Annotated in this window: 9 protein-coding genes; 1 reads left to right on the forward strand and 8 read right to left on the reverse strand. The window is 36.5% G+C overall.

Annotation, left to right across the window (positions count from 1 at the left end; translation table 11 throughout):
• Window positions 1-46: 46 nt before the first annotated feature.
• From PXC01_RS10150 to PXC01_RS10160, 3 genes are read right to left on the reverse strand one after another with little or no spacing between them, the layout of a single operon-like run.
• Window positions 47-1,213, reverse strand: a complete 1,167-nt coding sequence (locus tag PXC01_RS10150) for an MFS transporter (RefSeq protein WP_276472188.1) — start codon at window positions 1,211-1,213, stop codon at window positions 47-49.
• 4 nt (window positions 1,214-1,217) lie between these two features.
• Entirely contained in the window at window positions 1,218-2,741 is a 1,524-nt protein-coding gene (locus PXC01_RS10155; RefSeq protein ID WP_276472189.1) for a nuclear transport factor 2 family protein, read from the reverse strand.
• A gap of 22 nt (window positions 2,742-2,763) precedes the next feature.
• Window positions 2,764-4,977, reverse strand: a complete 2,214-nt coding sequence (locus PXC01_RS10160; RefSeq protein WP_276472190.1) for a bifunctional alpha,alpha-trehalose-phosphate synthase (UDP-forming)/trehalose-phosphatase — start codon at window positions 4,975-4,977, stop codon at window positions 2,764-2,766.
• A gap of 103 nt (window positions 4,978-5,080) precedes the next feature.
• Here PXC01_RS10160 and PXC01_RS10165 point away from each other — a divergent pair, with 103 nt between their 5' ends.
• On the forward strand, window positions 5,081-6,883 hold the full coding sequence (locus PXC01_RS10165; protein WP_276472191.1) for a glycoside hydrolase family 15 protein: 1,803 nt from the start codon (window positions 5,081-5,083) through the stop codon (window positions 6,881-6,883).
• Here PXC01_RS10165 and PXC01_RS10170 read toward each other — a convergent pair whose 3' ends face one another.
• The 5 genes from PXC01_RS10170 to PXC01_RS10190 form a co-directional block, all read right to left on the reverse strand.
• Complete coding sequence (locus PXC01_RS10170; RefSeq protein WP_276472192.1) at window positions 6,884-8,308, reverse strand: pyridoxal phosphate-dependent decarboxylase family protein; 1,425 nt, start codon at window positions 8,306-8,308, stop codon at window positions 6,884-6,886. It abuts the gene before it with no gap.
• A gap of 103 nt (window positions 8,309-8,411) precedes the next feature.
• Window positions 8,412-10,223 (reverse strand): acyl-CoA dehydrogenase family protein, encoded by a 1,812-nt coding sequence (locus tag PXC01_RS10175; protein ID WP_276472193.1) that lies wholly within the window; start codon window positions 10,221-10,223, stop codon window positions 8,412-8,414.
• A 77-nt stretch (window positions 10,224-10,300) separates the two neighbouring features.
• Window positions 10,301-11,491, reverse strand: a complete 1,191-nt coding sequence (locus tag PXC01_RS10180; protein WP_276472194.1) for an acetyl-CoA C-acyltransferase — start codon at window positions 11,489-11,491, stop codon at window positions 10,301-10,303.
• A 98-nt stretch (window positions 11,492-11,589) separates the two neighbouring features.
• Window positions 11,590-13,995 carry a 3-hydroxyacyl-CoA dehydrogenase/enoyl-CoA hydratase family protein gene (locus PXC01_RS10185; protein WP_276472195.1) on the reverse strand — a complete coding sequence of 802 codons (2,406 nt, stop codon included), beginning with the start codon at window positions 13,993-13,995 and terminating at the stop codon, window positions 11,590-11,592.
• A 33-nt stretch (window positions 13,996-14,028) separates the two neighbouring features.
• Window positions 14,029-14,460, reverse strand: a complete 432-nt coding sequence (locus PXC01_RS10190; RefSeq protein WP_276472196.1) for a MarR family winged helix-turn-helix transcriptional regulator — start codon at window positions 14,458-14,460, stop codon at window positions 14,029-14,031.
• Between the last annotated feature and the right edge of the window lie 409 nt (window positions 14,461-14,869).

Genomic DNA, 14,869 nt, shown 5'->3' on the forward strand with positions numbered 1-14,869 from the left:
TTTCATTAAAATAAAGTATTTGGTCACTTACAAATTGGTAACACCATTATTTATCATTCTTTGCCATTAAATGATAAACTCCAAATAGTGGACCTATTGCTAAAGGAATAAACAAAAGAGAAATAGGTACGATGGATTGAAGCGATCCTAGAAGTTGTATACTGATGATGGTTGTTGCAAAACCTATACAATTTACTAGTGTAAGTGCTGTGCCTTTTAACTCTGGAGCAACTGCGGATGCCACTAAATTTGAGAATTGTGGTGAATCTGCAGTTACCGCAATTCCCCATAAACACCAACCTGCTAAAAAAAGGTATATAGGAAATGAAAATAGTATTGGCGATATTGAACATAAAAAACCAGATGCTATTAGAGCAATTAGAGCCACTTTTTTACTGCCTATGCGTTGCGAAATTAGACCACCATAGGCACATGATAATCCGCCAAGGGCTATTATGATTCCCGACCAAAGTGACACAGAAATTTCGCTAGCCGATTCTATGGCAAAAAACTGAATTGCGATAGGTGTAAATGCCCAAAACGCATAAAGTTCCCACATATGGCCAAAATAGCCAAAAGCAGCTTTTTTGAATTTTTTATTTTTGAACAGTTGGGGTCCTGCATCTAGTTTTATAGTGGCACTCGCAACTCTGAAAGGACCATTGGGTACCAGAAAAAACAGAAATAAACCACCTATTGCAGTAATACTAGAAGTCAGTTTAATAACGGTATCTGGATGGTTGGCCAATGGGCTGCCCTTAATTAAAAATGGAAAGGCGGTACCAAGAACTAAAGCCCCTACGAGAAATCCCAATGCTTTGCCCAAACCTTTTTCATAATAATCTGCAGCTATTTTCATTCCTACGGGATAGATACCTGCTAAAAAGAAACCTGTACTAAACCTGGCAAATAATAATCCGCCAACATTTAAATCAGGGTAAACCAACAACAAGTTTGAAATAGAAGCTAAAAAAGCGCAAACCATAAAAACCTTAGAAGGGGAAAAGCGATCAGCAATCATTAGAATTCCAAAAATCAATGTACCTATTATAAATCCGAATTGTACGGAAGAGATAACGTAACTAACAATGTCTGCGCCAAAATCTAATTTTTTGGTCAACGATTCTATAATCGCGTTACCTGCAAACCAAGTAGAGGTACAGGCAAATTGAGAAATAATTATGATTGGTAGAATATGTAACTTTTGCTTCAATAGATCAATGTAAAAAAGTAACCTTCGCTATTTTATTATTTTCTATTTCATAAATACCTATTGCAGTATAAGAATCACCGTTAACGGTAATAAATTCTTCATCAATAACTATATTACCGATTACAATCCTATTCTTAGTATCACAATAAAGGTTTGGGGTAGTGCCAAAAAAACGATTATAGTCCTTACGCATATTTTCAATTCCCTCTGTTCTTAGTTCGCCGTTAGCACCATAAACTTTCACGTTTTTGGCGTATGGACCTAAAAAGGCATTGATGTCTTGAGCATTATAACCTTCAAGTTGTTGTTGTACAGGTATTTCTGGATCTTCATTGATTGGTATATCTTTTATGAAAGTCATGCTATTTATAAGTCCGTCAACCTCATAAATGGCAACTTGTTGAAATTGTTTATCGTCAATGGTTATCTGTTCTTGATCAATGACGGTCTTACCCAAATGTATTCTAGAGGATACTTTTACATCAATATGTGGCGTACGGTCATAAAAGCTCTGATATTTTTCCTTTAAAATTTCCCGCCCTATATACAAGGTGTCTTTTGGGTAGTTTTTTACCACAACATTTTTGGAAAAACAGTTGGCAAATGCTTGTACATCTCGTGCGTTGAACGTTTCTACTTGTTTGTCAATAATAGTTTTTTGAGAATCTTTAGATACAAAACTTAGATAATTTCCTTTTGGACTAATTGCCAATCTAGATACGCCATTGACATCTGGATTATCGATTTGGCATGCCAACTGCCATTCTGTATCCGTTTTGGGGTCAAAAGACAAAATTGTTGATTCATAGGCAGTAAGTAATTTGCCATTGTTTGTCCAACAAACATCTTGGGTATCTTCTAAAAGAGTTATGATATCATTTGTTTCCTTAGAGTTAGGGTTTAGAGATGTAACAGTTGCATTCTCGCCCTCTTTTGCTATAAAACTTATTAGTTCTGTATTGGGGATTTTATGCAAAGACCTACCTACATTTTTCCGTACAGTATTATGGGTATTCTTCTTTAGATTATATACCACCAAATCCATACGATTTTCAATTAATACGGTACATACAATTATGTCTTTGGTGAACCAAACATGATAACCCACTTTTAAGTCTGGTATTAATATCTTTGATTTCCCTGTCTTTACGTTATACTCATATAAACGTTGTAGACCAGTGTCATCTAAACGAACGGCTGAAATATTTTCATTACCAGGAATTTTTAGCGGAGAATATTCACTGCCATTAGACGTATTGGAAAGCCAGGCTGTTGTTTTTTTGTTTATATCATAGATAGCAATATCAGTTTGACTAGTTCTTGTTGATGCAAATAAAATTTTATCATCAGAAAAAAAAGAAGGCTGATTGTCATAACCTTCTTTATTAGAAATATTTATTGGGAATCCAATTTTTAATGAGTCATTAAACCAATTTATATCCGCCAGGTACAATTCTGTTCCTTGTTGAGCATAAGATTCAAGGCAGCAAATAATAACTACAAATACAAGCGTGAAAATTTTTTTCATTGTAATAAGTAAGTGGATAACATTATTTTTTGTTGGCAAATCTTTTTAAAATTGCACGAACATTTTTTGTGTTATCAACAAAGTACCTTGCTTGAGTTTTTTGTCTGCCAACCTTAACTGTAATAGCATCTTGGGGCAGCTCTTGAAACATAAACTCATCTGTCCAGTCATCACCAATAGCGAAAACAAAATCGTACTCGTTTTCCGTGTACACGCGCATAGATGCCCTACCTTTGTTTACATTGCTACTTTTTATTTCCATAACCTTATTACCGTTTAAGACACTAAGGTCATCATTGGCAATAAGACTGGTAAGTACTGTATTCAATTCAACAGAACGTTTTTGACCAAAATCTGGATCGGTTTTTCTGTAATGCCATGCCAAAGAGTAATTTTTCTCTTCAATAAAGCTACCTGGTGTGCGGTCTACAAAAGATTCCAATACGGGTAGAATTTTTTCCATCCAGTCTTTCTTTACGGTCTCTAACATTCTAAACTCTTCGCCACCTTGTGAGATCCATACGCCATGTTCAACAATCATATTGTATTTTTTGGGTAAGAACCATTTGGTAAATGTTTCTTTGTCACGCCCACTGATCAAATACATATCCGTATTTGGCTGAGAAGAAATCTCGTCTAAAAGTTGGTATAGCTCCTCGTCCGGTGAAGCTTTTTGTGGATCTGAATGAAAGCCTGCCAATGTACCATCATAGTCCAAGAACACCAATCTTCTCTTGGCTTTGCTATAATCATCCATCACGGTATTCATGAGATTTTCGGATAATTTTTTCGATTTATACGTTTGGTCTTTTTCTTTTTGGCCTACTAATGAATTCATAAAGTCGTTCGCCCATTTTTCTACATTGTAACGCTCTAATCGTTTTTGTAATGACGTATTTCTAGAAATCTGTTCTTCTTTTGGCATGTTGATAGCCTCGTATAAAGAATCTGCTATTTGTTCAAAGTTGTTGGGATTTATAAGCAAGGACTCGTTCATCTCATTAGCAGAGCCGGCCATTTCGCTTAAGATCAATACACCCGTTTTATCCGTTCTGGTAGCAATGTATTCCTTTGCAACCAAGTTCATACCATCTCTAATGGGAGTTAACCATGCAATATCTGAAGAAGTGTAAAGGTCAATTAAATTATCAAAAGGCATTGATCTGTAGAAATACCAGATAGGTGTCCAGCTTACGGTTGAAAGTTCTCCGTTAATACGACCTACCAACTCGTCAACTTCACGTTTTAGCAATTGGTACTGCGGTACATTAGAGCGTGACGGTACAGCTAGAATTATCAGTCTTACTTTCTCTTTATATTGTGGGTATTTGTTTAGGAAATATTCAAAGGCATTCAGGCGTTTTGCAATACCCTTGGTGTAATCTAAACGGTCAATAGATAAGAAGAATTTGGCATCTGGTGCAGATTTTTTATGGGTATCCAGTCGTTTCTGTAATTCAGATTTTTCATCCTCGGTCCGCTGAGAATGTTCTTTTGCAGCTTCGCTGAATTTTTTATAATCAATTCCCATAGGGAAGGAGTCAACTTTAATCACCCTATCATCTAAATAGATGTCATTAAAACTTACTTCTAAGCCCAACAGTCTGCGTACAGAGCTTAAAAAGTGACGCTCATAGTCATAGGTATGAAAACCAATTAAATCTGAACCTAACAAACCTTGCAATACCTCACGTCTCCATGGTAGTGTTCTAAAGATTTCATATGAAGGAAAGGGAATGTGTAAAAAGAAGCCAATAGAAATATCAGGTCTTTCTGCGCGTACCATTTGTGGTACTAACATCAGCTGGTAGTCATGAATCCAAATTGTATCTTCATTATCCGCTTTGGCAAGAATGGCATCGGCAAATTTCTGGTTCACCGCTTTATAAATTTCCCAGCTCTCCAATTCAAACTCAGAGTATTCCAAAAAGTAGTGGAAAAGTGGCCAAACGGTTCTATTGCTAAATCCGTAGTAAAATCCGTCAACCTCTTTTTCTGTCAAGTTTACTTTTGAAGAACCATGTTCTGCAAGTGCACTATCAATTTTTGGTATCAACTCTTCAGGTATTTGTTCGTCAGTTAATCCGCTCCAACCTATCCACAAGCTATCACCGCCAGAGTGTACAGATTTCATTCCAGTAGCCAATCCGCCTACACTTGGTACCGCAGTAATGTCGCCATTGCTAATTTGTAATTGTACAGGTAGTCTATTTGAGATAATGATAGTTTTCGCCATAAAAGAGATTTTTTTGCTACTTTTTGATAATTATTTCTCTAAATTTCGGGAAAAAGGAGGGCAATACCAATTGAAACCTCATATGAATCAACATTTTTATTGAATGGATAATTTAGACTACGGAATAATAGGAAATTGTAGAAGTGCCGCATTAATATCAAAGACAGGAAGTATAGACTGGTGTTGTTTGCCAGAATTTGATAGTCCGTCAGTATTTGCCAAATTATTGGATGACTCTATTGGAGGAAGTTTTGAAATCAATGTAGATGATAGTTATGAAATTTCACAGAAGTACGAGCAGTATACCAATATTTTAATTACTTCCTTTAAATCTGGCAATGACCATTTTGAGATTCATGATTTTATGCCCAGATATCGTAAAGAGGAGAAAAAGTATCATTCTCCTCCAGAATTGATACGGTATTTTAAGCATATCTCCGGTAAACCTAGTTTTTCGGTATTATATGACCCTAAGTTAGAGTATGCAATGGGTACCACCGATACCTTTATCAAAAAAGACTTTATAGCAAGTCTTACGCACGATGTAAAGTTCGATACTGTCTTTTTATATACCTCTTTCAATAAAGAATCTGTAGCAAACAGCGCAGAGCTCACGTTAACACAAGATGAGTTTATGTTAATGGGCTACAACGAGAAATTGTTATTGCCAACCACGGAAAGAGCGTATTTAGAATTGCAAAATACAAAGGTATATTGGTTAAACTGGTCTAATTTAACACCTACCTACAAAAAATTCAACGAAGAAATTTCTAGAAGTGCACTGACCTTAAAGCTCTTAAGCTATGATAAGACCGGTGCCGTACTAGCAGCGGCAACAACTTCATTGCCGGAAACTATAGGAGAGGTACGTAATTGGGATTATCGCTTTTGTTGGATCCGTGATGCCTCTATGGTAATTAAGGTAGTATCAGAATTGGGTCATAAGAATGTCGCTCGACGCTATTTGCAATTCATTATTGATTTAATACCAGATAAAGCAGAAAAGCTACAGATCATGTACGGTATTAATAAGGAGAAAAAATTAACCGAAGAAACATTGGAGCATTTGGCAGGTTACAAAGGCTCAAAACCTGTACGTATCGGTAATGCGGCATATCACCAAAAACAGAATGATATTTATGGTATTCTGATGGATGTGATATATGAGCAGATGGTAAAATTCAGCATTGATATTGAAAATGGTGAAGATTTATGGGCGATAACGAAAGGAATCGTTTGGATCGTTAGCAATAATTGGAAGGATGCCGATAAAGGTATTTGGGAATTCCGTGCAGAAGATAGACATTTTACCTTCTCGAAAGTATTATGTTGGACAGCCTTAGATCGTGCCATTAAGGTTGCAGAGATGTTAGGTAAAAAGCATAAAATTGAAAAATGGGAGCCTATTAGAGCTGAAATCTGGAAAGATATCTATGATAATGCATGGAACGAAGAAGTAGGGGCTTACACGCAATCGTACGGTTCTAAAGAGCTAGATGCCTCTGTATTATTGATGGAATCTTATGGTTGTGTGAAAGCCAAAGATGAGCGCTACATAAAAACCGTTAACGCTATTGGAAAAGAATTAAGCAATGACGGATTGTTATACCGATATAAGAACGAAGATGACTTTGGTCTACCATCATCATCGTTTACCGTATGCACATTCTGGTATATAAATAGCCTGTTTAAAATAGGGGAGCGCAAAAAGGCACTTGAATATTTTGAGCGATTACTAGGTTATAGTAATCATTTAGGTCTCTTTAGTGAAGATATTGATTTTAAGACAAAAAGATTGTTGGGTAATTTCCCACAGGCCTATTCACATTTGGCACTTATAGAGTGTGCTATCAACTTCTCTAAAAAAGAGAGTGAGGATCAAATGATGGAATCTTTAAGAGAATAATCAGCCAGTAACATACGCTTTAATTTTAGCGATAAGGGCTTTTAAATGTTGCTCTGTAGTGAACGGATTCATGATTGTAACTCGTAAATAATGTAGTCCTTTCAGCTTAGTCTGTACAATATAAAATTCGCCATCTTCTAGTAGAAATTGGCGAATTTTTTCATTTAGAATGTTTAAGCTTTCAATATCCGAATCTGGAGCACAATATCTAAAACATACAATATTGGACATTGGTCTTAGCGCCAATTCAAAATTGGTTTCTTGCTCTATTATGTTTGCAAATTGTACACCCATGTCGTACAGATGGGTAACATTGATGTCAAAGATTTCTTCCCCGTATAATTTTAAAAGCGTAAACCAATGTATGGCCATCATATTTTTGGTGCATTCAAAGGTACGTTTGCCAGAGTTATACCAATCTTCATGTTCAGAGTCCGATAGCAAATAATCGGCTTTTTGACTAAAAGTGGTTTTTGCATGGACTTCATTTTTAAAGAGTAGGGCGGTGGTCAACGCCGGCATCATCATCATTTTATGGCCATCTATAACAACCGAATCCGCTTGGTCAATACCTTTGAGGGTATGTTTGTATTTTTTAGAAAATATCCCCGCACCACCATGGGCTCCGTCAACATGAAACCAAATGTTTCGTTCTTTTGCAAATTTCCCAATGGTTTCCAAGTCATCAAAAATACCGGTTGCCGTAGAGGGTGCACTACCTACAATAGCAAATATTTCTATACCTTGGTCAACAGCTTCTTTAAATTTGACCGCTAGAATATCGGTATTCATGCTAAATCCTTCTGTAACAGGTACTTTAATTATGCCTTGGTTGCCCAATCCCATGATTCTAGCCGCACGATCAACACAATAATGTGCTTCTTCGCTTACCATAATTCCTAATTGATTTTGGCTGCCGTCATTCCATATATCTTGTTTTGTAATGGCTTTTCTGGCGCTTAATAATGCAGTTAGGTTGGCCAAGGTTCCTCCAGAAGTTAAAAATCCTCCCGATAAATCATTGAAGCCAATTTTCTGGCATATAAGTTCTATGATAATACGCTCTATTGCATTTGAGGACATGCCCATTTCGTAAACCGCTGTACCATTATTTAGCAAAGCGCTGATTAAACTCGTTAATGCGGTTATTGGTGCTGGCGGACTTACTTGGTGACCTATATAATGTGGATGGTGAATATATGTGGTTCTATTGGTAATTTCTTTGAACAAGTTGTTACTATCCCCATTAATCAGAAAATTTCTCCAAAATTCAAGTTCATCATCAGGATTGGTCCAATTTATAGCTTTTTTGGAAGTTTCATTAAGCTTATCCTTTAAATGCAAAGTAAGTTGATCAATTAATTGATGCCCATTCGTATTAAAGTCTGAAGTGTTATAAACCTGTTCTAGTAATTTCTTGTTCATGGTTTAAAAATAGTTTCAAAATGAATCTTTACCAAACAAAAAAAACCGCCCCATTCGGGACGGTTTAGTATTCAAGTTACCAAACAACAAAAGGTAATCTGAATTAGTCAAACGTGTAACCGTTGTCTGCAGCAACCTTATCGGCAATTTGTGTGCGTAAAGCAACTACATTCGGGTAATTTGTATATTTCGTGAAACGTTTAAGTCCCATTAACATCATTCTTTGCTCATCGCCCTCGGCAAAAGAAATAATAGCTTCTTTTCCTTTATTGATGATGGTTTCAGTTGCATTGAACAAATATAATCTAGACATGGCTATTTGTGTAGCTTGAGCTTCCTCGCCAAAACGTTTTGCATTTTTCTCTGTACGTAATAAAGCAGATTCTGCCATATATACCTCAATAAGAATATCAGATGCCGCCAACATTAACTGCTGGTGTTTTTCTAATTCTGGTCCAAATTTTTGAACGGCAGAACCGGCAACCATTAAAAATACTTTTTTTAATCTCTTTAAGATATCTTTTTCTTCGGCAAATAATTCTGAAAAATCAGGAGTATCAAAAGAAGGAATACCCATTAACTCTTCACCAACCGCCGTAGCAGGACCTAAAAGATCTACATGGCCTTTCATGGCTTTTTTAACAAGCATACCAACGGCCAACATTCTATTGATTTCGTTAGTACCTTCATAAATACGTGCAATTCTTGAATCTCTCCAAGCAGATTCCATAGGAGTATCGGCACTAAAGCCCATACCACCAAAAATTTGGATTCCTTCGTCAGTAGTATTTTGGCAATCTTCAGAAACGGCTACTTTAAGAATAGAACATTCAATTGCATATTCTTCAACACCTTTTAGTTCAGCTTCTTGGTGTGTATTACCTTCAGCTTCACGAATAGCAATACGGTCTTCAATATTCTTGGCAGCTCTATAACTGGCAGACTCATCTACATAAACACTGGTAGCCATATCCGCAATCTTAGACTTAATGGCGCCAAAGTTCATAATAGGAGTTTTGAACTGAATACGCTCGTTAGCATATTTAGTAGCTTCACCAATAACTCTTCTTTGTGCATCTAAACAAGCAGCAGCCAATTTAATACGCCCCACATTTAAAGCGTTCATTGCAATCTTAAATCCGTTTCCTCTAGTAGAAAGCATATTCTCAACGGAAACTTTTGTTTCATTGAAGAATACCTGACGGGTAGAAGAGGAGTGGATACCTAATTTCTTTTCCTCGTCACCTAAAGTGATTCCGTTACTAGGGTCATTTTCAACGATAAAACCAGTAATATTTTTATCATCTTCAATACGTGCAAATACGATAAACATATTACAGAAACCTGCGTTTGAAATCCACATTTTCTGACCTGTAATGCTGTAAGATTTACCATCTTCAGAAAGAACAGCTTTCGTTTTTCCTGAGTTTGCATCAGAACCAGCACCTGGTTCGGTAAGGCAATATGCGCCAAACCACTCTCCTGAAGCTAATTTTGGAACATATTTTTGTTTTTGCTCTTCTGATCCATAAAGGGTAATTGGCATTGTACCAATACCCGTATGCGCTCCAAAAGCAGTACTGAAGGATCCAGTAGCCCCAGAAATATAATCACATACCAACATAGTAGAAACAAAGCCCATGCCCATACCACCATATGATTCTGGTACAGCAACACTCAATAACCCTAACTCACCTGCTTTACGCATAGTTTCTTCAGTGAAAGCATAATCTTTATTTTCAAAACGCTCCCAATGTGCCCAAAGTTCTCTGTCAACAAATTCTTTGGTACTCTCACGCATCATGCGTTGCTCTTCGTTCAAATCTTCAAGTGTGAAAACGTCTTCACAATTAGTTTCCTTTACAAGGAACTGTCCTCCTCTAAGAAGATCTTTTTTTGCTGTATCTGTACTCATGTTGTTAATAGTATTTAGTATAAAATAATTAGTATTATGTATTCTATAAATACACTAATAGTAATTGATAAAAGTTGTTAATTTAAAAATTCAAATATACCTGCCGCACCTTGACCTGTACCTACGCACATGGTTACCATACCATATTTGCCCTGCATATTTCTTTTACGCATTTCATCAAATAACTGTACGGATAATTTAGCACCGGTACAACCTAATGGATGACCAAGCGCAATAGCACCACCATTTACGTTGACAATATCTTGATTCAGATTTAATTCACGCATAACCGCTAATGATTGTGAAGCAAATGCTTCGTTCAATTCTATCAAATCAATATCGTTCTGTTTTAATCCCGCCTGCTTCAATGCTTTTGGAATAGCGGCAATAGGACCAATACCCATAATTCTAGGCGGTACACCTGCAGCAGCATAATTGACTAAACGAGCAATAGGCTCAAGATTTAATTCTTTCACCATTTCTTCGCTCATGATTAAAACGAACGCTGCACCATCACTCATTTGAGATGAATTTCCCGCGGTAACACTACCACCTGCAGCAAATACGGGACGAAGTTTGTTTAAAACTTCTACCGAAGTACCTTTTCTAGGTCCTTCATCTTTGGTTACCGTATATTTGCGATGTGCTTTTTTCCCGTTAGCGTCCAAGTATGTTTCTTCTACTTCTATTGGGGCTATCTGACTTTGAAAACGGTCTTCAGCTTGCGCTTTTAATGCTTTCATGTGTGAGTTGTAGGCAAAGTTATCTTGGTCTTCTCTTGAAACCTTGTACTCATTAGCTACAGCTTCTGCGGTATTACCCATGCCCCAGTAGTAATCTTCATGACCAGAACTTGCCAAGTCATAGTTTAGTTCCGGTTTGTTACCTGTCATAGGAACAGAACTCATACTTTCTGCGCCTCCGGCAATGATGCAATCTGCCATTCCGGCCTGAATCTTAGCTGCGGCAACACCAATAGTCTCTAAGCCCGAAGCACAGAATCTATTTACGGTTACACCTGGTACATCAACAATATCCAATCCCATTAAAGAAATTAGCCTTGCCATGTTCAGACCTTGAGAACCTTCTGGCATTGCGTTACCAACGATAACATCATCAATACGTTTATTATCGAATTGTGGCAATTCCTTCATCATATACTCAATGGTCTCGGCAGCCAATTCATCTGTACGCTTAAAACGGAAAACACCTTTTGGAGCTTTTCCAACAGCAGTTCTATATCCTTTTACTATATATGCAGTTTTCATTTTTTATGCTTTTGGCTATTAGCTTTTAGCTATTAGCATTTAATTGTTGTTTTAAAATAAACCCATAGGTAATACTATAGGCTAACAGCTACGAAATTTTAGTTACGTAACGGCTTACCCGTTTTCAACATATGTTGAATACGTTCAAGGGTCTTTCTCTCCGTACATAGAGATAAGAATGCCTCACGTTCAATATCCAATAAATATTGTTCCGATACTCGAGTAGGTTCCGATAAATCACCACCTGCCATTACATAAGCAAGTTTATTTGCAATTTTCTTGTCGTGTTCACTAATATAGTGGCTAGCCTCCATAGAATCAGTACCAACAACGAACATACCTAAAGCTTGTTTACCCAATACTTTTATGTCGTTACGTGCTGCTGGTTGTGTATAACCGGAATCTGCCATTAACATAGCATGTGCTTTTGCAGTTGCTATTTGGCGGTCTTTATTTACAACAACAACATCTTTGCCTTTTTGTAGTAAACCTAAATCATAAGCTTCATAAGCAGAAGTAGATACTTTGGCCATACCAATGGTCAAGAAATATTCTTGTAGAACGTTTAATTCAACATCACCTTTCTTGAAAGTATCTTGTGCACGTAAGGCCATTTCTTTGGAGCCACCTCCACCAGGAAGAACACCAACACCAAATTCAACAAGGCCCATATAGGTTTCTGCCGCTGCAACAACCTTGTCAGCGTGTAAAGAAATTTCACATCCACCACCCAATGCCATACCATGTGGGGCAGAGATTGTAGGGATAGAAGAGTAACGCATACGCATCATGGTATCTTGGAAATATTTAATAGCCATGTTAAGCTCATCATATTCTTGCTCAACGGCCATCATAAATATCATACCAATATTTGCACCTACAGAGAAGTTAGCAGCTTGGTTACCAACAACCAAACCTCTGTAATCTTTTTCGGCCATGTCTATAGCCTTGTTAAGACCGTTTAGAACATCACCGCCAATGGTATTCATTTTAGATTGGAATTCTACATTCAAAATACCATCGCCCAAATCTTCAACAACAACACCGGCATTTTTAAATACTTCTTTAGATTTTCTAATATTATCCAATATGATAAATGAATCTTGTCCAGGAATTTTTTCCATGGATTTTTTCGGTATATCATAAAAATAAGTACTGCCTTCTTTTACGGTATAGAACGAATCTTTACCGGCATCCTTCATATCTTGAACCCAAGCAGCAGCTTCTAAGCCTTCTGCTTTGATGAATTCAAGTCCCTTTTCTAAACCAACGGCGTCCCAAATTTGGAAAGGACCATGTTCCCAACCAAACCCAGCTTTCATGGCATCATCTATCTTGTAAAGCTCGTCTGTGATTTCAGGTATTCTATGTGATACGTAAGCGAACAACTGCCCAAAACTTTTACGGTAGAATTCACCTGCTTTATCTTTTCCTCCACAAAGTACAGCAAAGCGATCAACAACTTTATCAACCGTTTTTGTCAATTCTAAAGTGGCAAATTTCGCACTCTTTTTAGAACGATAATCCATCGTATCCAAATCAAGTGTTAATATTTCTGTTTTACCTTTTGCGTCTTTAGATTTTTTATAGAAACCTTGTCCTGTTTTACTTCCCAACCATTTGTTTTCCATCATTGTATTGATGAAACCAGGTAGTTTAAACAGATCGTGACGTTCGTCATCCTTACAGTTATCATAAATACCATTGGCAACGTGCACCAATGTATCTAAACCAACAACATCAACAGTTCTGAATGTAGCGGATTTTGGTCTGCCAATAACAGGACCTGTCAATTTATCTACTTCTTCAACGGTCATATCCATATCTTTAACCATATGAAAAAGACTCTGAATACTGAATATTCCAATTCTATTACCAATGAATGCCGGAGTATCTTTAGCTACAACAGAAGTTTTACCTAAGAACTTTTCACCGTATCCGTTTAAAAACTCAAGTACATTTGCATCTGTTTTTGGACCAGGAATTATTTCAAAAAGTTTAAGGTAACGTGCCGGGTTAAAAAAGTGTGTACCACAGAAATGTTTCTGGAAATCTTCACTTCTACCTTCAGACATAAATTTAATAGGAATACCAGAGGTATTTGAAGTAATAAGGGTCCCAGGTGTACGATATTTTTCTAAGTTCTCGAAAACCTGTTTTTTAATATCCAAACGTTCAACGACAACCTCAATAATCCAATCTACCTTAGATACTTTTGCAATATCATCTTCTAAGTTTCCTGTGGTAATACGATTTGCAAATTTCTGATGATAAATAGGAGATGGTTTTGATTTCAACGCTGCCGTCAAAGAATCGTTCACCATTCTATTGCGTACTACCTTGTCTTCTAAGGTTAAACCTTTAGCTTTTTCTTTATCATTTAGTTCACGAGGAACAATATCTAACAATAGAACCTCTACGCCAATATTTGCAAAATGACAGGCTATACCGCTACCCATTATTCCTGAGCCAATTACTGCTACTTTTTTAATGTGCTTGTTCATGTACTTTATGCTGTATTAATTTGATAAGTTGTATTAAAATAATTTTTTGTCTGCAATGAGCTTGTTGATGGCATCCGTAACCTCAAAAAAACTTTCCAATTTTTCTTCTGTAACTTCTTGTTTTACCGCTTCATTAAATCTAAGAACAGTGCTTTTAGAATCATTTCTTTTTTCTAAACCAAAATCCGTTAAATATATAAGAACACCTCTACCATCGTTAGGGTTGGGTTTCCTAAGAATCAATCCTTTCTGCTCCATGCTTTTTAAAATTCTAGAAAGGCTAGTAGCTTCCATGCCCATTTTTGGTCCTAATGCCGTGGAAGGAGTTCCGGTCTTTGGGTCAATGCTCAATAAAGTAAACCCAACAGCCATAGTAGAATCAAAATTCTTTGCTTCTTCATTATACATTCTCGCTACCGCTTGCCATGTAGCTCTCAACGCATAATCTATAGTTGCTTCTTTCATACTCTTTAGTTGGTTCCCAAATATAAGAAAATTTATTATGCATGCATAATAAATTAATGTAAAATTTCTATTAATTGAAATCGTCAAAATAGAGAAGGAGTCTCTTTATGGTCTAAAAATTAGTTCGTTATCTAATTTCGGAGGAAATTTAGGACAAACAAAATTGCGTATTATAAAAGTTGTAGATAATATTTTTTTTAAGATAACGGTGTATGTTTAATTCGCGCATTTATTAATCAACTGGATATTTTACACGCTATTAAATTGTTTGGTATTGCTGTATAAGAATTTATGATGCCTAATTTTCTCTACTTGAATTTATATCATTGATAATGATACTTTTCAAAGCTAAAAAACCGAAAAAACACTACAGCAAATAATAAAGATTTATAGTAATCGAGAAACAGGC

This window comes from Maribacter huludaoensis, assembly GCF_029350945.1.
GTDB classification, from domain to species: domain Bacteria; phylum Bacteroidota; class Bacteroidia; order Flavobacteriales; family Flavobacteriaceae; genus Maribacter; species Maribacter huludaoensis.